Annotated in this window: 22 protein-coding genes; 10 read left to right on the top strand and 12 right to left on the bottom strand. The window is 42.8% G+C overall.

Annotated elements, in window-relative coordinates; genetic code table 11:
* Positions 1 to 5: 5 nt before the first annotated feature.
* The 3 genes from AB5627_RS00980 to AB5627_RS00970 are packed head-to-tail and all read right to left on the bottom strand — an operon-like array spanning position 6 to position 3,118.
* A complete protein-coding gene (locus AB5627_RS00980) occupies positions 6 to 959 on the bottom strand; it encodes a TIGR01212 family radical SAM protein (RefSeq protein ID WP_022287179.1) in 954 nt (317 codons plus the stop codon).
* Complete coding sequence (locus AB5627_RS00975) at positions 952 to 1,725, bottom strand: hypothetical protein (protein WP_022287178.1); 774 nt, start codon at positions 1,723 to 1,725, stop codon at positions 952 to 954. The genes AB5627_RS00980 and AB5627_RS00975 overlap by 8 nt, the downstream gene beginning before the upstream one ends.
* Before the next feature lie 16 nt (positions 1,726 to 1,741).
* A complete protein-coding gene (locus tag AB5627_RS00970; protein ID WP_022287177.1) occupies positions 1,742 to 3,118 on the bottom strand; it encodes an O-acyl transferase in 1,377 nt (458 codons plus the stop codon).
* A 225-nt stretch (positions 3,119 to 3,343) separates the two neighbouring features.
* On the opposite strand from AB5627_RS00970, the gene AB5627_RS00965 reads away from it, so the two are divergent.
* A complete protein-coding gene (locus AB5627_RS00965; protein ID WP_147338148.1) occupies positions 3,344 to 4,273 on the top strand; it encodes an NAD(P)-dependent oxidoreductase in 930 nt (309 codons plus the stop codon).
* A gap of 81 nt (positions 4,274 to 4,354) precedes the next feature.
* Positions 4,355 to 5,704 carry a CAP domain-containing protein gene (locus tag AB5627_RS00960; protein ID WP_302837534.1) on the top strand — a complete coding sequence of 450 codons (1,350 nt, stop codon included), beginning with the start codon at positions 4,355 to 4,357 and terminating at the stop codon, positions 5,702 to 5,704.
* A 57-nt stretch (positions 5,705 to 5,761) separates the two neighbouring features.
* Here AB5627_RS00960 and AB5627_RS00955 read toward each other — a convergent pair whose 3' ends face one another.
* On the bottom strand, positions 5,762 to 6,628 hold the full coding sequence (locus AB5627_RS00955; RefSeq protein WP_022287174.1) for a ParB/RepB/Spo0J family partition protein: 867 nt from the start codon (positions 6,626 to 6,628) through the stop codon (positions 5,762 to 5,764).
* A gap of 286 nt (positions 6,629 to 6,914) precedes the next feature.
* Between AB5627_RS00955 and AB5627_RS00950 the strand changes: the two genes are divergently transcribed.
* From AB5627_RS00950 to nifJ, 3 genes are all read left to right on the top strand, one after another.
* Positions 6,915 to 7,706 carry a ParA family protein gene (locus AB5627_RS00950; RefSeq protein WP_265290338.1) on the top strand — a complete coding sequence of 264 codons (792 nt, stop codon included), beginning with the start codon at positions 6,915 to 6,917 and terminating at the stop codon, positions 7,704 to 7,706.
* 57 nt (positions 7,707 to 7,763) lie between these two features.
* Complete coding sequence (locus AB5627_RS00945) at positions 7,764 to 8,678, top strand: ParB/RepB/Spo0J family partition protein (RefSeq protein WP_022287172.1); 915 nt, start codon at positions 7,764 to 7,766, stop codon at positions 8,676 to 8,678.
* Between the two features lie 340 nt (positions 8,679 to 9,018).
* On the top strand, positions 9,019 to 12,588 hold the full coding sequence (gene nifJ / locus AB5627_RS00940) for a pyruvate:ferredoxin (flavodoxin) oxidoreductase (RefSeq protein ID WP_265290339.1): 3,570 nt from the start codon (positions 9,019 to 9,021) through the stop codon (positions 12,586 to 12,588).
* A gap of 161 nt (positions 12,589 to 12,749) precedes the next feature.
* Here nifJ and AB5627_RS00935 read toward each other — a convergent pair whose 3' ends face one another.
* From AB5627_RS00935 to AB5627_RS00900, 8 genes are all read right to left on the bottom strand, one after another.
* Complete coding sequence (locus AB5627_RS00935; RefSeq protein WP_038672772.1) at positions 12,750 to 13,289, bottom strand: NUDIX domain-containing protein; 540 nt, start codon at positions 13,287 to 13,289, stop codon at positions 12,750 to 12,752.
* 21 nt (positions 13,290 to 13,310) lie between these two features.
* Entirely contained in the window at positions 13,311 to 15,752 is a 2,442-nt protein-coding gene (locus tag AB5627_RS00930) for a YfhO family protein (protein WP_302836153.1), read from the bottom strand.
* 247 nt (positions 15,753 to 15,999) lie between these two features.
* On the bottom strand, positions 16,000 to 16,926 hold the full coding sequence (locus AB5627_RS00925; RefSeq protein ID WP_038672769.1) for a DMT family transporter: 927 nt from the start codon (positions 16,924 to 16,926) through the stop codon (positions 16,000 to 16,002).
* Positions 16,927 to 17,003: 77 nt separating this feature from the next.
* Positions 17,004 to 17,726 (bottom strand): hypothetical protein, encoded by a 723-nt coding sequence (locus AB5627_RS00920; RefSeq protein ID WP_117863662.1) that lies wholly within the window; start codon positions 17,724 to 17,726, stop codon positions 17,004 to 17,006.
* A 261-nt stretch (positions 17,727 to 17,987) separates the two neighbouring features.
* The gene (locus AB5627_RS00915; protein ID WP_022287165.1) at positions 17,988 to 18,545 is read right to left on the bottom strand and encodes an SseB family protein; all 558 of its coding nucleotides are present in this window, start codon (positions 18,543 to 18,545) and stop codon (positions 17,988 to 17,990) included.
* Between the two features lie 6 nt (positions 18,546 to 18,551).
* Positions 18,552 to 19,511, bottom strand: a complete 960-nt coding sequence (locus AB5627_RS00910) for a glycosyltransferase family 2 protein (protein ID WP_022287164.1) — start codon at positions 19,509 to 19,511, stop codon at positions 18,552 to 18,554.
* Between the two features lie 9 nt (positions 19,512 to 19,520).
* A complete protein-coding gene (locus tag AB5627_RS00905) occupies positions 19,521 to 20,309 on the bottom strand; it encodes a TatD family hydrolase (RefSeq protein WP_333634963.1) in 789 nt (262 codons plus the stop codon).
* A gap of 143 nt (positions 20,310 to 20,452) precedes the next feature.
* Positions 20,453 to 21,838 carry a glycine--tRNA ligase gene (locus AB5627_RS00900; protein ID WP_022287162.1) on the bottom strand — a complete coding sequence of 462 codons (1,386 nt, stop codon included), beginning with the start codon at positions 21,836 to 21,838 and terminating at the stop codon, positions 20,453 to 20,455.
* Positions 21,839 to 22,040: 202 nt separating this feature from the next.
* Between AB5627_RS00900 and dusB the strand changes: the two genes are divergently transcribed.
* From dusB to AB5627_RS00875, 5 genes are all read left to right on the top strand, one after another.
* Positions 22,041 to 23,021: a tRNA dihydrouridine synthase DusB gene (gene dusB / locus AB5627_RS00895; RefSeq protein WP_022287161.1), complete on the top strand. Its 981-nt coding sequence runs from the start codon at positions 22,041 to 22,043 to the stop codon at positions 23,019 to 23,021.
* A gap of 3 nt (positions 23,022 to 23,024) precedes the next feature.
* Positions 23,025 to 23,849: a 16S rRNA (cytidine(1402)-2'-O)-methyltransferase gene (gene rsmI, locus AB5627_RS00890; RefSeq protein ID WP_022287160.1), complete on the top strand. Its 825-nt coding sequence runs from the start codon at positions 23,025 to 23,027 to the stop codon at positions 23,847 to 23,849.
* Positions 23,850 to 23,972: 123 nt separating this feature from the next.
* On the top strand, positions 23,973 to 24,596 hold the full coding sequence (locus AB5627_RS00885) for a class I SAM-dependent methyltransferase (protein ID WP_022287159.1): 624 nt from the start codon (positions 23,973 to 23,975) through the stop codon (positions 24,594 to 24,596).
* 10 nt (positions 24,597 to 24,606) lie between these two features.
* Entirely contained in the window at positions 24,607 to 25,059 is a 453-nt protein-coding gene (rimI, locus tag AB5627_RS00880; RefSeq protein ID WP_022287158.1) for a ribosomal protein S18-alanine N-acetyltransferase, read from the top strand.
* A complete protein-coding gene (locus AB5627_RS00875) occupies positions 25,049 to 25,762 on the top strand; it encodes a tRNA1(Val) (adenine(37)-N6)-methyltransferase (protein ID WP_265290341.1) in 714 nt (237 codons plus the stop codon). The genes rimI and AB5627_RS00875 overlap by 11 nt, the downstream gene beginning before the upstream one ends.
* The last annotated feature ends 171 nt before the right edge of the window (positions 25,763 to 25,933 follow it).

Raw genomic sequence — 25,933 nt, 5'->3', positions numbered from 1 at the left:
TCTTTTTACTCCGACAGAGCCTTTCCCTGCCATGAATTTCTTCTTCCCATTTCCTTGTCTATCTCGTTCATAACGCAGAATTTTTTCAAACTCCACAAAGGTGCAACAAGGTCGTCCTTTGCACCGTCACCTGTCACACGCTGTATTACTATCTCCGCAGGCAGAAGCTCCAACTGGTCGCAGACGATATTGACATACTCGTCCATATCCAAAGCCCGAAATTCTCCACGCTTGTACATCTCAGCAAGTGCAGTGCCTTTTAAAACGTGCAGAAGATGTATCTTAATGCTTTGTATATCAAGCTGACCGAGAGTTTTAGCCGTTTCAAGCATCATATCCCTATCCTCACCGGGAAGTCCGTCGATGATATGCACGCACACATTCACATTGCGTTTTCTCAGCATTTCATAGCCTTTGAGAAAATCCGCAAAAGTATGACAGCGGTTCATTTTCAAAGCCGTTTCATCATGGATAGTCTGCAAGCCAAGCTCTACAGTAAGAAAAGTCTTTTCCGCAAGCTCACCGAGCAGGTCGGCTTTTTCTTCGTTGATGCAATCCGCCCTCGTTGCGATAGAAAGCCCTGCCGTATTTTCAAATGACAGGGCTGTATAAAACATTTTTCTCAGCGTTTCAACGTCAGCATAGGTGTTTGAGCCTGCCTGAAAATACGGTATGCACAGACCCTTGCTCCACTTCTTGCTCATTTTCTCCCTTATCTCTCTGTACTGAGTAAGGATATCCTCATGAGGGTCGCCTGCAAAATCTCCGCTCATTTTTGCCGAGCAGAACACACAGCCCCCCACACCTTTTGTGCCGTCTCTGTTCGGACAGCCAAGGTCAATATTAAGCGGTATCTTGAAAACCTTAGTGCCGAACTTGTGCCTTAGATAATAATTGTAGGTATGATATCTTTTATTGTCATCAGAATAGGGAAAAGGGTTATCAAATCTGCTATTCATCTGACGGTCCCTCAGTTTGCTCGGTGGTAGGTTCTGCAGTTTCTGTCGGCTGAGTTGTGGTCTCAGGTGCCTTTGTTGTGGTCGTGGTAGTAGTAGGACCAGGCTGTACTATAGGCTCAGTTTCGGTGACAGTATAGTAAGGCTTGTCATTATTTGTGGTAGTGGAAGCCGTTGAAGTCGTTGTGGTGCTTTTAGTTTCCTCTGGTCTGTCAATAGCAGTGGTAGTTGTTGTTTTTTTCTTGTCCTCTTTTTTCTTTGTGGTAGTTACTTCACCGTCCTGCGGTTTTGCAGTGGTGGTGATAACATTTTCGTCAGGATCATCACTGTCATTATTAGTCGGATGATCGAAGCTGTTGTGGTTAGAATCAGTATTGTCAGGGGTTTCCTTTATAGGGTCAGTGACCTTATTGCCGATACCATAAATAAGAGAGATACGCTCCTCAACAGCTTTCATGGCGTCAGGAAAAGGTATACTATTATTATAAGAGTCCTCCAATGCCTGAGTGTAATCCCCTGAAAAGAAAGTCTTGAATGTTAAAGACAGATTGTTGTCCTCCACAATGTCGCTTCCTGAAACTGAAATAAAGAATATGCAGGCAAATAGCATTATGACCGCTATGGAAAGAAGATTTATAAAGCTGTAATGCTCCTCCAAATTCGTTTTGGCAAGCTCTTCAGCCGCTTCCTCCGCAGCCTCGCATTCCTCCGGTATCTCATATTCATCATCACCGTGAACGATATTGAATCGTGTAGTTTTCTTATCCATTAGTATTTTCCTCTTTTTATGCCGCATATTCCGCCGCAAGTGTTATAACGCTCACTGCAAAAACAAGCACTGTCATTATGGTCTTTGTTATCATAACTCTGCCATAAGCCGCCTGAGACTTCTGTGAAAGCTTTTTAAAAATCTTGCAGAAAGCCCTTTTTGCAGGTGGGCAGACAATAAAGAACGATATTACTATAAGGGTGATATTTTTCAGCACTGCACTTTTTACAGACACGCTCAAGGTGTATTTCACATTTACTCCTGCAAGTGCAAAGAGCCATTTTTTGTAGCCGTAGAAGCTGTCAAAATAAAGTCCGCCAAAAATAACGAGAGCTGTCAGCAAAAGATAAATATACTTCACAAGGTCAGGCAGCTTTGAAAGCGGTCTTTCAAGAAACAGCTTTTCAAGGATACAAAGCACTGCCGCACAAAGTCCGACGATAATGAAATTCACCTTTGCCTGATACCATATAGAAAGTGCCAGACCGCAAAGTATATAGCACACAAAAGTAAAGACCTTGTTCATGTTTTTTTTGCAGCAGAAAACCTCACTGAAAAAGTCAACAACAGTTGTATTGAAGCTTTTTATCATACCAGTGAAAAGTCCGTCAGCTTCAATGTTTGTGTAGTTGTCAGGATAAACAAAGCCGTTTGTAAGACCAAGTCCCATTGCCATATCCGAAAGTCCTGTGAAAAGAAAATAATACTGAGCCAAGAATGACAGCATACCAAGCCAACAGCCAAGGGTAGTTATCTCTTTGCCGTTAAGTCCTGCAAGCTTTATCTGTTCAAAAACACCTGCAAGAAGCACCACCTTGCCAAAACCGAAAACTATCTTATTAAGTCCCTGGTTGAGCTTTGCTCCTGTGATCTCACGATGCCTTATCTGTGGCTCAATATCACCGTATCTCACAAGAGGTCCCACAAGCATGAAATGCAGTGACACCATATAAGTCAAAAGGCAGAAAATGTTTTTTTCTGCTTTGCAGTTGCCCTTGAAAACGTCATAGACATAAGAAATTCCTCTGAGCATATAATAACCCATACCAAGTGGAAGTATGGCGGCGTCAAAACTGAGCTTTTTTACCTTATTATAAAGGATATTCTGACCGAATATTAGCATAAGAGATACATTCATTATAATATCCAGCACTAAAAATATCCTGCAAAGTGCTTTATTTTCACGGTTTTTTGAAATAATAAGACCAAATATCCAATCGAGGATAACTGACAGGAAAATAAGACAGAACACAAAAGGTCTGCCCCAACTGAAAAACAGCAGGGAACAAACTATCAGAATGAGGTTTTTATATTCTGCACTTCTGTCGAAAAGCGAAATAATGGTCATTATCGGGAACATTCCCAGTATAAATATAAGATCGGAATAAACCAAAATAAATTGCTCCTTAATATTTCTATATGTTAAGATATTTTTATATTTCTTTTGCTTATGATTTATACCTATAATTTTATCACAATTCACTAAATATAGCAAGCAAAATTATAAAGAAAATCTAAATTTTTCAGTTTTCTTCAAAAAGTATTTGCAATTAATAAAAACTGTGGTATAATTATAGTAAATAAATGTGCAATTCTACTTGGGGAAGGAGTGGCAGAGTTGGCTTCAATTTTAGTTACAGGAGCAAGCGGAATGATAGGCTTGTACCTTACATCCAGCTTACTGCACAAAAAGCATCGTGTATTCGGTATAGATACACGCAAAAATGAGTTTATTGGAACTGATCCAAACTATACTTTTATCCAGTGTGATATTACAGATAAGGACGCTATTACAAATGTAATCGATAGTAACAAGATCGACGTTGTCGTGCATCTGGCAAATTCTGTAGATAACGATATAGATCCATATGTAACAGACGCTGAGATGAAAAAGAGCAAGATATGTGATAAGTTCATATATGCGGCTGCAAACAAGGCTGAGGTAAGGAGCTTTATCCTGCTCAGCACAACAGCAATATATGGTGTACAGAAAGGCAGAGAACCAATAAGGGAAACTGCTCCTGAAAAGGGAAATTCAAACTATGCAGATCTTAAGATGACATCTGAGAAGATAATGCAGAAGGAATTTAAAAAGTCTGAAACTATACCTGTTATTGCCAGAGTAGCTCCTATTTATGACGCTGAGTATACACAAAATCTGAGAGACAGAGTATTTGACGCAAAGGAAAATGTTGCATACATATTCAATGATGGAGAATACGGTTTTTCATTCTGTTGTGTATTCAATCTTATCGACTTTATAAATGGTATCATCAATGTGCCGACAGGAAGATATGAGGGAATCTACAATCTTGCTGATTCAAGGCTGATAACGGCAAAAGAGATAATTGATTATGAAAAGGAACATCACCGCATAGGTGCAGTTATCCAGAAATCACCTGGAATGGGACTAAGCATCAACAAAGGTAAGATGAAAACTGATTATCGCTATTTTGACCCATCTATCACATTCAACAACTGGAACATAGACAACACAAGGGCAAAGAGAATAGCACCTTTCAGATGGACACTTTCAAACACAAAATAAACTCACAAAGGCAGTCCCAGGGCTGCCTTTTTTGTATTGTTCCATGTGGAACATTTGAAAAAACAGGAGAACTAAGATATCATGGAAAGCAATAGGTTAGTTAAAATATTATGTGTTGTCTGTGCGGCAGGCTGTTGTCTTTCCTCTTGCGGAAGCACAGGGGAAGAAAAGCCCAAAAAGCTTTCAAGCGTCAGCACAGGAGTCACCACAACTGTGACCACAAATAAAAAGTCTGCCGAAACTATCACGGGTTCAGTGACTACTATACAAACAGCAGCGACTTGTACAAAGATAGTTTTTGATGGCGGCTATACCCTTTTTGCAAATGTGCAGGGTGGATATACTCTTATAAACAGTTCAAATGAGATAGTGAACTCTTTTGAGATAACCGATGATAACGGTGATAAGCTTGTACTGACTTGTGACGGAAATACTGTCACTGTCACTAAAAACGGAAAAAAGGTCAACTCGTTCAGTTATAAAGGCACAAGGATAATAATATCAGCCAACGAGGTCTACTATGCAAACACAAAGGTGACATATATTGACGAAAGCTTCAGCAACTTTAACGTAACTGACAAGGTGACTATAAGGTGTATCGCAGAGAATAAGTTTGAGATTGTAAAAGACGGCAAGACAGTAAAGAAAGCTACTGTAAAAGATGTGAACGGCTCAAAGTATGTGCTTGAAGCCATGGATAAGGGCATGGAGATAACGAACACTGATAATGAGCTTATGGAATCCATAGTGGTAGGCAATAACTACATAAGCGTGTCAGGGGATAAGGTTATCATAAACGGAAAGACCATGCGGCCACCTCACAGTGCAGATATAAAAGCTGTGACTACAACTGTTACTACAACAACGACAACGGCTACTACTACCACAACGACTTCAAAGAAAACTGAAAAGAAAACAGAAACGCAAACTGAAACTGTTACCGAGCCTGTGCAGGAAGAACAGCCCTCTGCTCCTCAGCCTGCCGAGCCTACTGAACCTGATTCAAGCACGAATATGTCAAATAGAAATCTTTCTGCTGAAACATCTGAAATGCTTGGCTATGTAAATGAAGTCAGAAAACAGTATGGTTTAAGAGAGCTTGAGGGACTTGAACTTCTCGACTCTGCGGCAGATGTGCGAGCGAACGAACTTCTGGAAAATTATTCTCATGACAGACCTGACGGCAATTCATACATCACAGCTATAGAAGAAACTGACCTTCCTGAATGGCGTGCGGCGGCTGAAAATATCGCATATGGTATGAACAGCATGACCACAGTAAAAGAAGCCTTTGACGCATGGATGGACTCGCCGCCTCATAGAGAAAATATCCTCAACCCTGATGTGCATTACATGGCGTGTGCAAAAGCCACAAAGTCAGAAAACGGGGAATACACCTATTGGGAACAGCTTTTTTACAGCGATATATAAAAAAAATTTGGACAGACTTTTGAGCCTGTCCAATTTTTTTGTTCCATGTGGAACATTTTATTCTGCCTGCTTCTCCGATGGTATCTTTATAATATATTCGATATAATCCTCGTGGTCAATACGTTTTGCGTCAGCGTTCACTCCTGCCATTCTCATAACATCTATCGCCTTATTGACACTGTTGAAAAACAATCTAACATCTTTTAACATAGCCGCTCTTTTGTGATAGCTTGCACGCTTTTCATCATCTTTCAGAAGCTTGGCAATATATTTTTCCAATGTGTCAACTGTCCACCCACTTTCAGCCGCTTTGTTCAACACAGCGAGCCTGCGGTCACTATCTGTGATCTTTAGCAAAGCCCTTGCGTGACGTTCTGACATATTGTTATCGAGAATTATTTTGCGTTCCTCAGTGTTAAGTTTCAGAATACGAAGTTTGTTTGCAACTGTGGATTGAGCAAGTCCCAGACGAATAGCCGCAGATTCCTGAGTCATGCCATATTTTGTGATGAGCTGAGAGATCGCTTCGGCTTCTTCAAAAAAGTTCAGGTCACAACGTTGGATATTCTCTATAAGTGCAATGACCTGCGAACGTTCCTCTGTGGCATTGATAAGTATACACGGCACTGACCTTAGTCCTGCAAGCTTTGCCGCACGCAAACGTCGCTCACCTGACACAAGCTCAAAAGTGCCTTTTACACGCCGCACTGTGAGAGGTTGTATGATACCGTCCTGAGAAATGCTTTTTGCAAGGCTTGTTAGTTCGGCAGGTGAGAAATATCGCCTTGGCTGAACAGGGTTCGGCCTTATCTCTCCTATGGAAATGTCGATTATTTTGCCTAACGTCTGATAGGGTGAAGCCCTTTGTGATTCGTCAGTTTCTTCGCTGAAAGCTTTTGTTAATGTTTTTGGGAAAATGCTCATATTTTATACCTCCGTTTCGTTTTATAATAATCATAACACTTCACGATCCTCAATTCTATATTTTATTCAGAAAACTTTTCTGCTCTTTATGACCTTGATTTTGATATTGATACTTTATTCTTTGTATTATTTTCTAAATTGTCATGGGCTTTGTCGGATAAAGTAAAAATCTGATTTGTTCCATGTGGAACATTTTCAAAAAAATTTGTAAAAGGGTCTTTTCAAAAGTGAAAAATTGTAGTATAATAAATATGATATAATTCTACTAAGAAAAGAGGTCAAGAATATGGGGAAAATAATTGCCGTTTCAAATCAGAAAGGCGGCGTTGGAAAATCTACTACTGTTGTAAATCTTGCAGCGGTTTTTGGACTAAAGGGCAAAAAAGTCCTGATCGTTGACTTTGACCCACAGGGCAATACTACCACAAGCTTTGGTATAAAGAAAAAAAGTATCAGAAATACAGTGTTTGATGTAATATTTGAAGAATGTTCGATATTTGAAGCTGTCGTGCCAACTTCCTGCCGTGGAGTTTCAGTTGTGCCGACAACTCAGGATCTTTCAGGTGCTTCTGTGTCACTTGTGAACGAAAAGGACAGGGCAATGAAGCTTCGCAACGCTCTCATACCTGCAAAAGAATTTTATGACTACATATTTATAGATTGTCCCCCAACTCTCGATATGCTCACAATAAATGCACTTGCGGCGGCTGATTCTGTACTTATCCCTCTCCAATGCGAGTTTCTTTCTTTGGAGGGTCTTGTTGAGCTTCACAATACTATCAACAGAGTAAAAGTTTCTTTCAATCCTGACCTTGATATTGAGGGCATTTTGTTTACAATGTGCGTTGAAAGATACAAGATAACAGGTCAGATAATAAGCGAGGTCAAAAAGCACTTTGCAAAGGAAGTCTTTGAAACTACCATACCGAGAAACGTTGCCTTGTCGGAAGCCCCAAGCTTTGGTGAGCCGGCTATTTATTATGATAAGAAGGCAAAAGGCTCAAAGGCATATGAAAATCTTGCAAAAGAAATAGCTAAAAGAGAAAAGAAAAAAGCGGTAAAGAATAAAGAAAAATAAAGAAAAAATAATGTTCCACATGGAACATTGTATGTTATAATGTGAAAGGAAAATACAATGGCTAAAAAAAGCAAAATGGACAGAGGCTTGGATAGCCTGTTCTTTGATAATTCTATAGATGAGGTCACACGATCTGATAGTGAATCGGTAAAAAATGATGATGGCGATAATGGCATTTTCACAGTAAGAATATCTCTTATTGAGCCTGACAAAAATCAGCCGCGTTCTGAGTTCGATGAGGACGCTCTTAATGAGCTTGCGGAAAATATCAGACAGCATGGTGTTTTGCAGCCTATACTTGTAAGACCTCTTGACAATGGGGGATATAAGATAGTTGCAGGCGAGCGCAGGTGGCGTGCGGCACGTCTGGCTGGACTTGATGAGATACCTGTTTATATAAAGGAGCTTACCGATCTTGAAGCCGCTGAGATATCCCTTATTGAAAATATCCAGCGTAAAGACCTTACACCTCTTGAAGAGGCCGCAGCTTATCAGACTCTTATGGAAACCTATGGTCTTACTCAGCAGCAGGTAGCAGAAGCTGTTGGACGTTCACGTTCCGCTGTGGCAAACTCTATCAGACTTCTTTCCCTTAGCGAAAATGTGCAGAAAATGCTCCGTGACAAAAAGCTCACCGAGGGTCACGCAAAGGTGCTTGCAGGCGTTGCGGATAAGGATACTCAGGAGAAGCTTGCCACAGAGTGTATAGAAAAGGGCTGGACGGTAAGAGAGCTTGAAAAAGCTATCGCCGCTTTGGAAACAAATAAAAAAGCTGAAAAGAAAATAAAGCGTACTATCACAAATCCTATGTATACTGAGTTTGAGATAAGAGTAAATCAAGCTACCGATAAGCTTCGTGTAAGTTTAAGCGAGGATAAAAAAGGCGGCTCAAAGCTTGATGTAAAATTCAGCTCTGATGTTGACGTGGATAAGATACTCAATGCCCTCGCCGAACTTCTTATGAACTGCTAGTTTTATAATTTATATATATAAAAAATGTCTGTTTCGGCAGGCATTTTTTTTATCTCCGTAATACAGCACGTCTGAAATATGAGGAAGTCATAACTAACCGAAAATAGGGGGTTTACAGCGTATAAATCAAGAAAAAATGTGGTAAAAGGTCTTTACAAATTGAAAAATAAGTGGTATACTATAAGAGTTAAAACAGATGTATCCTGAGAAAGTTTGTTATAGCTTACTTTTGAAGAAAATATCTGCTGTCCTTAAACAGACGTGCTTGAAAAAGTACGCTAAAAAGGAAATTTGAGTTTTGAGCTTTTGCTTGAAATATCGAGAAAGGAATGATTCTAAAATGGCAAGAAAAATGAAAACCATGGACGGAAACAACGCTGCTGCTTGGGCGTCATACCCATTTACAGAAGTTGCTGCTATCTATCCAATCACACCATCATCTGTTATGGCAGAAGTAACAGACCAGTGGGCTGCCAAGGGTAAGGAAAACCTGTTTGGCACTCCTGTAAAGCTTGCAGAAATGCAGTCTGAGGCAGGTGCTTCAGGTACAGTACACGGTTCACTTGCAGCCGGTGCGCTCACAACAACATATACAGCATCACAGGGACTTCTTCTTATGATCCCTAACCTGTATAAGATCGCAGGTGAGCTTCTCCCTTGCGTTATCCATGTATCTGCAAGATGTGTAGCTTCACACGCACTTAATATTTTCGGCGACCATTCTGACATCTATGCTTGCCGTCAGACAGGTTTTGCTATGCTTTGTTCTTCAAATGTACAGGAGGTAATGGACCTGGGTACTGTTGCTCACCTTTCAACTATCGAGGGCAGAGTACCATTCATCCACTTCTTTGACGGATTCAGAACATCTCACGAGATCCAGAAGATCGAGACATGGGATATGGAAGACGTAAGAGATATGGTTGACTTCGAGAAGGTGGAGGAGTTCAGAAAGAGAGCTCTTAACCCTGAGCATCCTGTACTTAGAGGTACAGCTCAGAACCCTGATATCTTCTTCCAGGCAAGAGAAGCTTGTAACCCATACTATGACGCTATCCCTGGCATCGTAGAGGATTACATGAACAAGGTAAACGAAAAGATCGGCACAAACTACAAGCTGTTCAACTACTACGGCGCACCAGACGCTACACACGTTATCGTAGCTATGGGTTCTGTTTGTGACACTATCGAAGAAACAATTGATTACCTCAACGAGAAGGAAGGCACAAAGCTCGGTCTTGTTAAGGTTAGACTTTACAGACCTTTCCGTGCTGACAAGCTCGTTGAAGCTATCCCTTCAACTTGTGAGCAGATCTCAGTTCTTGACAGAACTAAGGAGCCAGGTTCTGAGGGCGAGCCTCTTTATCTTGACGTTGTTGCTGCTCTTAAGGGTACACAGTTCCATGATGTAGCTATCGCTTCAGGCAGATATGGTCTTGGTTCTAAGGATACAACTCCTGCACAGATCAAGGCTGTTTACTGGAATGCAAGCTGGAAGGATACATATAAGCCAAGATTTACAATTGGTATCGAAGATGACGTTACAAACCTCTCTCTCGAAACTGAGGGCAAGCTTGACTCTGCTCCAGCAGGCACAACTGCTTGTAAGTTCTGGGGTCTTGGCGCTGACGGTACTGTTGGTGCAAACAAGAACTCTATCAAGATCATTGGTGACCATACAGATCTGTATGCTCAGGCATACTTTGCATATGACTCTAAGAAGTCAGGCGGTGTAACAGTTTCTCACCTGAGATTCGGTAAGACACCTATCAAGTCAACATACCTTATCAATCAAGCTGACTTTGTTGCTTGCCATAACGAGTCTTATATCACTAAGTACAACATGGTACAGGATATCAAGCCAGGCGGAACATTCCTTCTGAACTGCCAGTGGGAGCATGAAGAGCTGGATAAGCACCTCCCAGGTCAGGTAAAGAGATATATCGCTGAGAACAACATCAAGTTCTATACGATCAACGGCGTTAAGATCGGTAAGGAGATCGGTCTGGGCAACAGAATAAACACTGTTCTTCAGTCTGCATTCTTCAAGCTTGCTAACATCATTCCTATCGACGACGCTATCAAGTACATGAAGGACGCTGCTACAGCTTCTTATTCTAAGAAGGGCGACGCTATCGTTAAGATGAACCATGACGCTATCGACGCTGGATGTCAGCAGGTTCACGAAGTTAAGGTTCCTGCATCTTGGAAGAAGTGCAAGGATACTCCAATGGGTATGCCTGCCGCTAAGTGCGCAGATAAGACACTTCAGGACTTCGTAAACAACATTCAGATCCCTTGCAATGCTCAGGAAGGCGACAAGCTCCCTGTTTCAACATTCACAGGTATGGCAGACGGCACATTCCCACAGGGCTCTGCTGCATTTGAGAAGAGAGGTATCGCTGTTGACGTTCCTGCATGGAATGGCGACAACTGTATCCAGTGTAACTTCTGTTCATATGTATGTCCACACGCAGTTATCAGACCTGTTGTAATGACAGACGCTGAGCTGAAGAAGGCTCCTAAGCTTGCTCAGGAGAAGGCAGTAGCTATGACAGGTATGCCTGGTTACAACTTCGTAATGACAATGTCTGCTCTGGACTGCACAGGCTGCGGTTCTTGCGTAAATGTTTGTCCTGGTAAGAAGGGCAACAAGGCTCTCAGCATGATGCCACTTGAAACTCAGCTCGCTGAGCAGGAAGTATTCAACTATGGTCTTACACTTGCTGAAAAGCCAGAAGTATTCGAGAAGTTCAAGGCAACAACAGTTAAGGGCTCACAGTTCAAGCAGCCACTGCTTGAATTCTCAGGCGCTTGCGCAGGCTGCGGTGAAACACCTTATGCTAAGCTCATCACACAGCTCTTTGGTGACAGAATGTACATTGCTAACGCAACAGGCTGCTCATCAATTTGGGGTGGTTCTGCTCCTTCAACTCCATACACAGTAAACAAGGACGGCAAGGGTCCAGCTTGGGCTAACTCACTGTTCGAGGATAACGCTGAGTATGGTTACGGTATGTACCTTGCACAGTCAACTATCAGAAACAGAACTATCGCTAAGGTTCTTGAACTGTCTAAGACAACTAAGGTAGCAGCTCTCAAGAAGGCTTGCGAAGAGTATCTTGAAACAGTAGACGACGGCGAGAAGAACTCACCAGCTACAGATAACCTTATCGCAGCTCTCAAGAAGACAAAGAATAAGGCTACTGAGGAGATCCTTAAGGACGCTGACTATCTGAGAAAGAAGTCAATGTGGATCTTCGGCGGTGACGGCTGGGCTTACGATATCGGATTCTCAGGCGTTGACCACGTTATCGCTCAGGGCGAGGACGTAAACATCTTCGTATTCGATACTGAGGTTTACTCAAATACAGGCGGACAGTCATCTAAGTCAACTCCAACAGGTGCTATCGCTCAGTTCGCAGCAGCTGGTAAGGAAGTTAAGAAGAAGGATCTCGCAGGTATCGCAATGTCTTACGGCTATGTATATGTAGCTCACGTTGCAATGGGTGCTGATTACAATCAGTGCATCAAGGCTATCCACGAGGCAGAGTCTTATCACGGTCCTTCAATCATCATTGGTTATGCTCCATGTATCAACCATGGTATCAAGGGTGGTATGTCAATTGCTCAGACAGAGGAGAAGAAGGCTGTTCAGGCTGGTTACTGGCATCTGTACAGATTCGACCCACGTCTTAAGGCAGAGGGCAAGAATCCATTTATCCTTGATTCTAAGGCTCCAACAGCTGACTATAAGGACTTCATCATGGGCGAGGTACGTTACAACGCACTTGCTAGACAGAATCCTGAGAGAGCTGAGAAGCTCTTTGGTAAGGCTGTTCAGAACGCTAAGGACAGATATGATTATCTGCTCAGATACGCTAAGCTTTACAATACTGAGGAAAAGTAATCTAAGTTACTATAAAAAAGACGCTCATGCACTTCGGTGCGTGGGCGCTCTTTTTTTTCACCACAAAAAAAGGGTACTGCCATGTTGACAGTACCCTTTATATATGCAGTGGCGAACAGCGTTCGACCGTTTCTTTTATCGCATGGTTAAAATATTATGGACTACATATCCTTTTTGATAAGATAAGTTTTCAGTATAGCCGCAGTTGTCTTTGCGTCAGGGAGCTTGTTTTCCATGACCATTTTGTAAGCTTCTTCAAGAGGCATTTTTGTTACATCAAGGAACTCGCCCTCGTCAAGGTGCTGCTCACCGAAATCAAGTCCCTCTGCCATATACATATGGATTATCTCGGTATCATAAGCCACTGTAGGATAAATACAGCCAAGATAAGTCATTTTTTCTGCCGTTGCACCTATCTCCTCTTTAAGCTCACGCTTTCCGCATTCCAAATGATCTTCACCGTATTCAAGCTTTCCTGCAGGTATCTCCATAAGTGCGGTCTTGAAAGGATAGCGGAACTGCTTCACAAAATAAACATTCTCGTCCTCGTCAAGAGCAACGATGCAAACTCCGCCAGGGTGATGAATGACCTCTCTGAGCGTCTTGTAGCCGTTTTCAAGCTCCACTTCATCACAAGTCAGGTGAACGACCCTGCCCTTGTATATCTCTTTTTCACTGATAGTTTTTTCGTTCTGATACATTTTATATCCTCCCTTTCAGGTTTATGCGTTCTTTTCAACAGGCTGAGCTTCTTCTTTTTTCTTTCTGCCTGTAAATCTCACTGCGCCAAGGTAAACGATAAGCGAGCCGAAGCCAACGGCTGTTATTACCTTGCCCCAGAAAAGACCCTTTGTTTCGTAGGTGAACTGGATATCGTTTGAACCCGCAGGACAAAGAACAGCCATAAAGCCGTAATCCACCTTTTCTATTTCCACGTCCTGACCATTCACCTTTGCGCTCCAGCCGTCATCATATGGAACTGAGAAGAACACAAGGTTATCCTTGTCAAGGTCGATCTTGGCGTTGAAGCCGTAAGAATCATAACTGAATGATGAACAACTGTTTGCACGTCTGTCAAGGCAGTTCTGATAATACTGATCTGTTGAGTAGTCAGTACCCTTAAAGCTGTAGTAGCTGAGAATATTATTGTATTTTGCAGCCTGCTCAGGGGTAAGCACAAGGGCTTTCATGAGCATTGATGTCTTGTCTACCTCTGAAGCCTTCTGAATGTCGCTGTCAAGGCAGTAGTAATCATATGTGAAGCCCATTGGTACATAATATTTGTTTTCGTAAATGTTGAAACCGTTCTGAGTATCAACATATTCAAAGCCGTAGAGATTTGCAAGAGTTTCAGGCTTCGATACCTCTGTGATACCTTTTCTCTCACTTTCAGTAAGTTCATTGAAATAGTATTTTACGGAAAACAGGCTTCTTAGCGGATAGACCTTAGTTTCCATTCTTGATGCAACATCTCTCGTTTGTCCGATAGAGCTGTAGAAATCCATGATAGATGTTGAAACAACGCTGTGGAAGCATCTCATTGATGAAAGCTTCCAGAACATACACCAGTTGTCAACATTTTCTGAGGTATCTATTCTGTAGAAATTGTTGTCAGCATTGTAGTTCTCTGATCCAGACTCCAGCTTATCCATGTTGATGTTGTCGCCACCGTTTATTGCTCTGTTGATGTAGTCGGTGTTGTCAGTACCCTGACTTACGCCGTATACGATAGAAGAAGTCATGCAGATGACCACCGCAACCGCCGTCATTGAAGAAGCGATCTTCATGTAGTCGAGCTTCTTCTCTGCGACCACATATATAAGCGTGCCAAGCATTATTATCATTACTATGGTAACGATAGCCTGAATGTAGTAAAGTTCAATATATTCAGGGACTTTGCCATAGGATACAACGCCGTTTTCGCTTGTCGGAAGCAGACCTATGCCAATAAATATCGCACATACTACACAAACAGGCACAAATCCCTTTTTCAAATCGTCCTTGTTTTCTGCGATGACCTTTGCTGTCATAAGGCACATAAGCAGTATAGGCATATAATACCATCTTGCATAATATGACGCATTGAAAAGGACGAAAGAGGAGTTCAATATAGGCACGCAAGCCATTATGCCGAACACGATAATAGCCTTTGTAAGCCAACTGTCTTTGCCTTTCTTTCTCGTTCTCATAAACGCTATAACGCCTGCCATTGAGAACATAGGCAGATAGCCTGCCATTGAAGCCCATCTTGCCTTGTCTGAGTTAAGGATATTAATTCTCGCAGGCATATCGGAAAGCATAAAGAACGATTGGATAATTCTTGGTATTCTTACATTTTCACCGTATATAACAAGGTCAAGTCCATAAAGTCTTTCGTTCACACGGTAGTTGCCCATTACGCTAAGCGCTGACGGCAGGAAGATAACAGCGGATATCATCACACCGATAACAGCCTCAAGGATAAGCAGACCGAACTTCTTCATGTCAATTTCAAAATCCTTGTCAAGGCATCTCAGGAAGAAGTAGATAATAACGAATACGACCTCACAGGCAAAGAAGAAATAGCTTATGGTCGCACATATAGCTACCGCTACCGCAAACGGACCCTTCTTGTTCTTTTGAACCAACAGTTCAAATCCTAAAAGCATGAGAGGGAAGAAAGCAGTTGCGTCGTGGAAGTGGTTGAAGAAAACGTTGTAGGTCTGGAAGCCTGAGAAAGCGTAAAGCAGACCGCCTATAAAGCAGGCGCTTGTGTTGTCAACAAAAAATCTGATGTAAGCGTAGGCTGTTATTGCGGCGATAGCCGTTTTCAGCGCAAGGAGCCATGGTATCAGATAAGGCACTGCACCTGACGGGAAAAGTGTAGTGAGCCAGAAAAATGGCGAGCCAAGGAGATAGAAAGCATATGAGCCAACAAAGCTCGAGCCTAAGTCCGTTCCCCAATCCCAGCCCATGTTTCCGCTGCGAACAGCGTCATGACAGTGCTGATAGAACATCATCTGCTGTGAGTTGAAGTCGCCATAGTAGAGAAAGATGCCCTTGTTCACTATCATAGACGGAATGAACGAGATCATCATGCCGATAAAAGCCACCGCAAACAGCAGCAGATACTTTTCTTTTGGCTTGCTGTCAGGGCTTTTTAGAAGTCCGTTTTTCTTAAACATTGTCTTGTCCTCTTTTTCTTTACTGATAATATATTGGTAAAAAACCATACACAATTCATTATAACACAGCTACATATAAAAATCAACATTTTAAACAGTCTTTAGAACGATTTTGAATAAAAAAGCTCATATGCAATAAGCACATGAGCCAGTCTGTTGCAAAAATGTCAAATCAACGGGCGAACACTGTTCGCCCCTACATACAAACAACGTGAATATGCAAAAGCATATGAGCATAGTTACAATATTATTTATTCCCTTTTCTCTGAACAATAAAGATACCCGAGCATACAAGGATAAGTGCGGCTATCCCCTGAACGCCAAAAATGCCTTTTTCATCAAGCAGGATAGTTGAAAGCAGCACTCCGCACACAGGGTTCATAAAGCCGAAAATCGCCACCTTTGAAACAGGGTTGTGCTTCAAAAGCACTGCCCACAGCGAATATGCCGCCGCTGATACAAAGGCAAGATACAAAAGCATCAAAAAAGCCTTTGCGCTCATGTGACCAAGCCTGCCACCCATTAAAAAGCCTATGACAGTGAGAACTGCTCCACCGAAAACGAACTGCCAGCCGCTAAGCATAACAGGGTCTTCTGTTTCGGAATAGCGCTTCATATACACCGATGAAAAAGCGTATGCACAGGTGCAAAGAAAAATAAATCCGTCCCCGAGAAAATTGAAGCTTACCCCCGAAAGTCCCCCGAGATTTATAACAATGATACCCGAAAAACCAAGTATACAGCCTGCTATTTTCACAGCGGTGAGCTTTTCAAGCTTGTATAAAAGCGATGACACAAGTATCGCAATAAAAACGTTCGCCCCAACTATTATCGCTGCCTTTACCCCCGTTGTGTGGGCTAGACCTATGTAGTAGAAAAAATACTGCAAAATTGTCTGAAAAAGGCTTATTATCATGATCTTTGGTATGGAAGTTTTTGTTGGCAGGAGAATTTTTCTCTCCGCTGTGCTTCCCATGGCAAGAGCCATTAGCCCTGCCACAAAAAATCTTATGCCCCCAAACACAAGCTGAGAGCCGCTGTCATTGGTGGTTATGTTCATAAGGCTGTAGCCTATTTTCACGCAGGAAAATGCACTTCCCCACAGCATACAGCATATGGACGCAAGGACAGCCACTACCCATGTTTTTGTCAGAATATCTTTTTTCTCGTTCATACATTATCCTATCTATAGCAAATTGTGGATCTTCACAGAAAGACCGCAGCGGCGTAAAATGCTGCTGCGGTCGAAAGTTACTTTTTGTCTTTTTTTGCTTTCTTTTCCTTCTTGCGTTTCTTCTTGTTTTCCTTTATTATCTTCAAAGGGTCGCCGAAACGTTCCTTATCGTCCTTGACAGGCTCTATAGTTTCGCTCTTTGTCATGATATCCGTCATTTGCTGTAAAAGCATCGACTCCTCGAACATATCCACAGCTTCCTCGCAGGTGTCAGCCTTGCCGTCCACAAGAAACTGTTTTATCTGCTGAACGTTCTTCATATAGTCAAGTGACATGAAAGGCACTCTCTTTTCAAGAGCCTTGTAGTAATCATCTCTCTGACGTTCTACCTGCTTTATTCTGTCATCAAGCATTATTATCTGTTCGTTTATGCCCTCGTTCACTTCAACCTGCTTCTGTTCAGCAGCAGTAAGTCTGTATTTGTTCAGTGCGATACCGAAAACGCCTGCACCGATAAAAATAAGTGCACCTGCAATAATGCCCACTATAATAAGCTTTGTGCCAAGGAGCAGCCACAGCAGCAGAAAAGCCACCAATCCAATGCCGATGCTTATGCCTAAAGACTTAATTATTTTATTTTTTATATTGAAGTTTTTAACAACATAATCGTTGTCATGGATATAAGTTTTGAGGTATTCTTTATTTTCCTTGCTGACCGTTACAGCGTCCTCAAACTCAAAATATCTTTCAAAGTATTCGGCAGCACGGTCAATTTTTTCAAGCTCAGTTTCGTTAGCCATATATACTCCCTCAGATCACGAAAAAATTTCTAAAAGCAGAACCTTTTAGTCTTTTGCGTGGTGCGTGATAGTGAACACTGCACAAATAACACGCTTTATTTCCCACCATATTACTACAATTATAACACACGGCATGATTTTTGTCAACCATATTAAGCATAGTTTTCGTAAAAATAAGACACGGACTTCTGTAATTAGATTTTTATAGACAGGTAAAAAAAGAGGACGAACACAGTCCATCCTCCGATATGCTTAAGTATCTTACTCTGCTGTTTCGTTGTTTGTAACAGCAATGTCAGGAGCTTCGCCATTTTCAGCAGCTTCTTTAGCCGCCTTGCGCTCCTTTGCTACTCTTATGAGAGTCTGCTTGATAGACTCAAGCATTTCCTGAGTGAAAGGAAGGTTCTCGCCAAATGGGTTTACAACAAATCCCTGTACCTTTGGCGTCTGCTCAGTGAGAGCAGCTATATCCTGAAATCTCATTGCAAAGCTCTGGAATGGCTTGTCATACTGGAGCTTCTTAGCTTCCTCCGGGGAAGTGAAAACAGGGAAAAATGTGCCGTTTGTTTTGTTGTTGTTGAGAAGAATGAACTTAGCCTTGCTCTTGTCCTCAAAATTAACATGGTTTTCAGCGTCGGCAACAAGCTCTGTTGTCTTTTCTACCATTGCAGGCACGAGAAATGTGCAGGCAAGTGCTGTGTTTATTACCTTGTTTTGAGTTTCGGCACAGAAATTCTTTCTCATTTCTGCGATAGCTTCTATAAGCTTAGGGTTGTTGTCGAAATTTGGTTTCTGATTGTTAGCCTTGAGTTCTGCCATTTTTAATTACTCCTTGTCTGTTTCTTCAAGATTTGTTTCGATTATAAATTTAGGTCTAGCCTTTGTTTCCAAATAGATCTTGCCTATATATTCTCCGATAATGCCTATAGCCAAAAGCTGAAGTCCGCCTATCGCCCATATAGACGTGATAGTTGAAGCCCAGCCCTGAACGGTGTGCCCCACTGCCCATGTTATAAGGAAATATATAAGCATTATAAGTGATACTAAAAATACTATTATACCGATAGTGGTGATAAATCTTATAGGCTTTACAGAAAGAGAGGTTATTCCCTCAACTGCAAAAGAAAGCATTTTTTTCAGCGGATATTTAGATTCGCCCGCCACACGCTCGTTTCTTACATACTTAACGATGTCGCTCTTGAAGCCAACCATAGGCACAAGACCTCTCAGAAACAGATTTACTTCCTTAAACTCTGCCAGAGCGTCTATAGCCCTTTTGCTCATAAGTCTGTAATCAGCGTGATTATATGTTATCTCAACGCCCATATGCTCCAAAAGCTTGTAATATGCCTGAGCAGTTCCTCGCTTGAAAGCGGTATCCTTTTCTCTCGATGAACGAACGCCGTAAACAATATCACAGCCCTCTGCCCTCTTATCAAGGAAGCCGTCAATAGCGTTTATATCGTCCTGCAAGTCAGCGTCCATGGAAACAACGATATCAGCATAGTTTCTCGCCGTCATAAGACCAGCCAGCAGTGCGTTCTGATGACCTTTGTTTCTTGAGAGTTTAAGACCTGTGAAAACAGGGCTTGCTTCGTGGAGCTTCTGTATTATCTCCCACGTTTTGTCCTTTGAGCCGTCGTCAACGAACATGACCTTGCTGTTCTGTGCGATACGACCTTCTGCCTTCAGCTCATCGAGCTTTTTTATAAGCGCTTTCGCTGTGATAGGCAACATTTGTTCTTCGTTGTAGCATGGTATCACTACATACATAGTTTCTTTCATTTTGTTCTCTTATCCTTTCTCATATTCGATCCCGAACAGGCGGCAAGCGTTTCTATTTGTAATGTCAAGCACTTCCTGCGGATCGAGTTTTTTTATCTCAGCCACGACCTTTGCCACTTCTTCTATCATAGGGCTTTCGCACCTCTGTCCTCTGTAAGGAGGGGGCGCCATATAAGGACAGTCCGTTTCAAGAAGAAGCCTGTCCATTGGGACAACTTCAAGAGCACGTTTGGCTTTTTTAGCATTTTTAAAAGCAAGCGCACCTGTAAACCCGATATACATACCAAGCCCAAGCACTATCTCTGCGGTCTCCGCCGAGCCTGAAAAGCAGTGAACTACACCTGACGGCGCATATTTGTTCAGCACGTCAAGGCAGTCCTGAGTGGCTTCACGGCAGTGAACTATAACAGGCAGACTTTTCTTCACAGCATATTCCACCTGCTTGTCAAAAAGCTTTATCTGTCTTTCTTTGTCATATCCCTCATAATGATAGTCAAGCCCTATCTCACCAATCGCAACAAGCTTGTGAGTAGAGCAGGCTTTCAAATAAAGCTCGTCAAGCACCTGCATATAATTTTCAGGAAGAGTATCCATACACTCAGGGTGAAAGCCCACAGAGGTATAGAAATTCTCATATTTTTTCGCAGTTTCGATTCCGAACAAAGACGATCTTTCGTCCGTTGCGGCATGGCAGACCTTGTCTACAGGAGAGTCAGGGTCGCAAAGAAGCCTGTCAAGGACTTCGTATCTGTCCTCATCGAAAGCGTGATCGTCATAGTGACAATGTGAGTCAAATATATTTTTTATGGCAAGGACGTCCTTTCGTAAAAATATACAAACATATTATATCACAACTCGCCAATTTTGTAAAGCTTTTTATTGTAAAAACGGGCATAAAAAACGGGCGAACAAACCGTTCGCCCGCAAAGATCTTTATTTTACTAGAAAGCTATCTTCTTTTCGATATAAGCTACCAGCTCGTCGATCTTGACACGCTCCTGCTCCATTGTATCTCTGTCTCTTACTGTTACACAGCCGTCCTCAACAGAATCAAAGTCATATGTGATGCAGAATGGTGTACCGATCTCGTCCTGACGGCGATATCTCTTACCGATAGAACCTGCCTCGTCATAGTCAACAAGGAAGTGCTTTGAAAGCTCTGCATAAAGCTCGCCTGCCTGCTCGCTGAGCTTCTTGGAAAGCGGAAGAACACAAGCCTTGAAAGGAGCAAGTGCAGGGTGGAAACGCATAACAGTTCTAACGTCAGGCTTCTCCTCTGTGCCGATGTTCTCTTCGTCATATGCTTCGCAAACAACTGTCAGGAACAATCTCTCAACGCCAAGGGAAGGCTCGATAACGTATGGAACGTATCTCTCGTTTGTTTCAGGGTCAAAGTAATCAAGGCTCTTGCCGCTTGTCTTGATGTGCTGATTAAGGTCATAATCAGTTCTGTCGGCAACGCCCCAAAGCTCGCCCCAGCCAAATGGGAAGAGATACTCAAAGTCAGTTGTAGCCTTTGAATAGAAGCAAAGCTCCTCAGGTGAATGATCTCTCAGACGAAGGTTTTCTTCCTTGATGTTAAGGCTAAGGAGCCAATCCTTGCAGAAGCCTCTCCAGTAGTTGAACCACTCAAGGTCTGTGCCCGGCTTGCAGAAGAACTCAAGCTCCATCTGCTCAAACTCACGAACACGGAAAATAAAGTTACCCGGAGTGATCTCGTTTCTGAATGACTTACCTACCTGTGCAACACCGAAAGGTACTTTCTTTCTTGTTGTTCTCTGGATATTTGCAAAGTTTACAAAGATACCCTGTGCAGTTTCAGGACGCAGATAAAGCTCAGACTTTGAGTCCTCAGTTACACCCTGAAATGTCTTGAACATAAGGTTGAACTGACGGATATCAGTGAAGTTGTGGCTTCCGCAATCTGGGCATGGGATCTGCTTTTCCTTGATGTAGTCCATCATCTGCTCGTTTGTCCAGCCTGCAACGTTAGTGCCGTCAAAATCTTCGATAAGGTTGTCCGCTCTGTGACGTGTCTTACAGTCCTTGCAGTCCATAAGAGGGTCAGAGAAACCGCCAATGTGACCTGAAGCCACCCAAGTCTGCGGATTCATAAGGATAGCGGAGTCAAGACCAACGTTGTACTTGTTCTCCTGAATGAACTTCTTTCTCCAAGCGTTCTTGATGTTAGTTTTCAGCTCAACGCCAAGCGGACCGTAGTCCCAAGTGTTTGCAAGACCGCCGTAGATCTCGCTTCCAGGGTATACAAAGCCTCTGTTTTTACAGAGAGCCACGATCTTATCCATGGTTTTTTCAGAATTATTCATGAAACATTCTCCTTATACAAAATATAATACTACCATTATATTTTATAGCAAAATTCCGCAAATGTCAAGGCGTTTCAGCGATTTATTACTTTGTGTAGTTATATGGCTTTTTATCGTTGCAAAAAATCACGCATTGTGCTATAATAAAATAGTATCGCTATGACTATTCATGTATTGGAACATATTAGGAGAATTTGACTTGATGAACAGTTTTTTTATCGGAAACGTTGAAATAGAAAAGACCGCCGCATTAGCACCCATGGCGTCGGTGGCAGATAAATCATATCGCCTTATGTGCAAAGAGTATGGTGCGTCATATCTTGTGAGCGAAATGATATCATCGAAGGGTCTGTGCTTTGGTGACAAAAAGACTGCACGTCTTTGCGAGATTGAGAAAGAGGAACGCCCCTATGCTTTGCAGCTTTTCGGGGAAGACCCTTATTATATGGGAAAAGCGGCTTATAAGCTCAACGATTATTCCCCTGATATCATTGATATAAACATGGGCTGTCCTGTGCCTAAGATAGTCGGCAACGGCAGTGGCTCTGCACTTATGAAGCTTCCTGACACAGCGGCAGAGATATGCAGAGAGGTGGTAAAAAACGCAAACTGCCCCGTTACAGTGAAATTTCGTGCAGGCTGGGACGAAAACAGCATAAATGCAGTGGAGTTTGCAAAGCTCATGGAGCAGGCAGGGGCAAGCGCCGTCACCTGTCACGGCAGGACGAGAACGCAGTTTTATTCAGGCAAAGCCGATTGGGATATAATAAAGCAGGTAAAAGGGGCTGTGAAGATACCTGTTATCGGAAACGGTGACGTTGTTGACGGAGAAAGCGCAAAGGCAATGTATGAGCAGACTGGCTGTGACCTTGTGATGATAGGCAGAGGAAGCTATGGCAGACCATGGGTTTTCCGTGACGTGAAGCATTATCTTGAAACAGGGGAAAAGCTTCCTGAGGTGAGCATAGAAGAAAAAATGGCAGTGATGAAAAAGCACTGCGAGCTTATATGCAAATACAAGGGCGAACGTCAGGGCATGAAAGAAGCCAGAAAAAACTGCGCATGGTATGTTAAAGGGCTGAAAGGCTCTGCAAGGCTAAGAGCGCAGTGCGGTGGGCTTAATACCATTTCTGACCTTTATGAGATGATAGACCACATACTTGCAAACGAGTTAGGAGAATAAACAATGGGAATTTTATCCGTAGTAGGAACGCCTATAGGCAACCTTGGAGATATGACATACCGTGCAGTTGAGACCCTAGAAAAGGCTGATTTTATCTGTGCCGAGGACACAAGAGTTACCGCAAAGCTTCTCAATTATTTTGACATAAAAACGCCACTTGTGAGTTATCACGAACACAATGCAAAACAGGTGGGCGAGAGCATTTTGAACAGGATAATGGCAGGCGAGAACGCCGCTATCGTCACAGACGCCGGTATGCCCTGCATTTCAGACCCTGGGGAGCTGCTTGTAAAGCTGTGCGCTGAAAACGGTGTGAAAGTGGAGGTAGTACCAGGTCCGTCAGCGGTGGTATCAGCACTTGCCATAAGCGGACTTGACACTGCAAGATTTCAGTTCGAGGGCTTTTTGTCAACCACCAAGAAGCAAAGATTAAATCATCTTGCCTCGGTAAAAAACTGCACGAACACTCTTATTTTCTATGAAGCGCCCCACAAGCTCATCTACACTTTGAAGGATATGCTGGAATATTTCGGTGACAGAAGAATATCTCTTTGCAGGGAGCTTACAAAGATACACGAAGAAGTTTTCCGCACCACTCTTGCGCAGGCTGTGGAGTATTATGAAGCCAACAAGCCAAAGGGCGAATTTGTGCTTGTTATCGAGGGTGCAAAAGAGGACGAGCTTTGCCCTGCGGAGAATATAGAGGAAGCTTTGGAACAAGTAAGATCCCTTGTGGAAAAGGGTATGCGTGGAGCTGACGCTTGCCGTGAGATAGCAAAGGCGACGGGATTTTCTAAGGGGGAGCTTTACGGACACTTGTTTAAATGAGGAATGAGGAATTAAGGTATCGCCTGCGGCGATTATCATTTCTCGTAGGGGCGAACATTGTTCGCCCGTTGGCTTTCGCAATTTGTATATTATATATTAATTTAGATTTTTTGAGGTGATTTTATGAGCATAAAAGAATACATCGGCGGACAGTGTGCCGACCCAGAGGGATTGGGCGGTATAGCCTGTGCAAAATTCATGAATTTTTTCAATGCAGAGCACTACAGAGCGGTGAAAAAATTTGTCTGCAAGCTTGACGGTGCAAGGATATTGGATATAGGCTTTGGAAACGGTGTGACTATCAAAAAGCTTAGCAAGAATATAAACGCTAAGTTCTATGGAGTCGATATTTCTGCGGATATGGTGGAAAAAGCCAAGCGAGAAAACCGTGACGGAGTGAATACCAACAAGGTGATCTTACAGCAGGGAAAAGCTGAGGAGCTTCCTTATAATGACGATTTTTTTGACACTGTTTACACTGTGAACACCATTTATTTCTGGGAGGACACCGCAAAAGTTCTTGACGAGGTAAGGCGAGTTCTCAAAGACGGCGGCAATTTTATCTGCACATTCTATACAAAGGGCTACCTTGATAAGCTCCCGTACTGCGACACAGGTTTTGACAAGTTCACTCCTCAGCAGGTGCGTTCAATGGCTAGAGAGCGTGGCTTCCATGATGTAAAAGTCAAAATTCTGAGCGACTGCAAAGCGTATTGCCTTATTGGCACGAAAATAGAGGGCGAATAAGGTGGCAGATGTGACCATTGTGCCTCTTTCAGAGGAAAACGTACAGCTTTTTTCACAAACTGCGGCGAAAATTCTGCCCGAAGCTTGGAGTTTTGAAACCTACAAAAAACAGCTTTCAAACCCTGACGATATATCGTTTCTTGCCCTTTGTAATGGCGAAGCCGCAGGCTTTATAAGCGTGTGGTGCGTTTGCGGAGAAGCTGAGATAAACAATATAGGCGTTTTGGAGAAGTTCCGCAGAATGGGCATTGCAAAAGCCCTTTTTGACAGCGCATACAATGCCGCAAAGGCTGAAAAATGGTATCTTGAAGTGCGGGAATCAAACCTTGGGGCTATACAATTTTACGAAAAGCAGGGCTTTGAGAGGGTAGGCATGAGAAAAAATTTCTACACCGCCCCCACGGAAAATGCTGTTTTAATGGCACTTCAACCCACTGAAAATGGAGAAATAAATGACATATAACGATTTTACATTTGAGTCCTTGGGCGAGGGCATTGAGATATGTATATCTGACGAACACCGCTTTGGTACTGACGCTTTTCTGCTTGCGGATTTTTCAGCAGGACGGCACAAGGATATCTGCGCAGACCTTTGCACAGGAAGCGGCATAATAGCGCTTCTTCTGCACAAATTTTACAAGCCACAGAAGATATATGCTGTTGAGATACAGGAAAAGGCTCACGAACAGCTTAAAGTATCTCTTGAGAGGTCGAAAATAGACACTATCCAGCCTGTTTTGGGCGACTTGAATGATTGGCGAAGCGAAAAAGAGCTTGACCTTATCACCTGCAATCCGCCTTACAAGATAAACAACACAGGTGCGAAGAATGACAGAGAAGCGGTTTCTATCGCACGCCATGAAATGCTCTGCACTATTGATGACGTGTGCAGATGTGCAAAGAAAAATCTGAAATTCGGTGGCAGGCTTTGCATATGCAACCGCCCCGAGCGCCTATGCGATATAATGGTGGCAATGAGAGCCAGCGGCATCGAGCCGAAGCGTTTGCGGACAGTTCACAAAAACCCAGAGTGTCCCCCATGGCTTATTCTCGTTGAGGGCAAAAAGGGCGGAAAGCCTTTTGTGCAGATAGAAAAGCCGTTGTATGTGCGTTCGGTTGACGGGGGAAACTCGGCGGAGATGAAGAGAATATACGGACTGGAATAGTGAGGAATGAGGAGTGAGGAATGAGGAATTAAGGTATCGCCTGCGGCGATGATTATTTTTTCGTAGGGGCGACCTTTGTTCGCCTGCTTGTTCCAACACTTTTTGCGATTTTATTTGTAGGGGTGAACACTGTTCGCCCGCTTGCTCCAATTTGTCTGCTTATTAAATGTA

The organism is Ruminococcus sp. RTP21198st1_G1_RTP21198_201120 (genome assembly GCF_040924265.1).
Lineage (GTDB): Bacteria > Bacillota > Clostridia > Oscillospirales > Ruminococcaceae > Hominimerdicola > Hominimerdicola aceti.
This window is presented reverse-complemented; position numbering and strand designations above follow the sequence as displayed.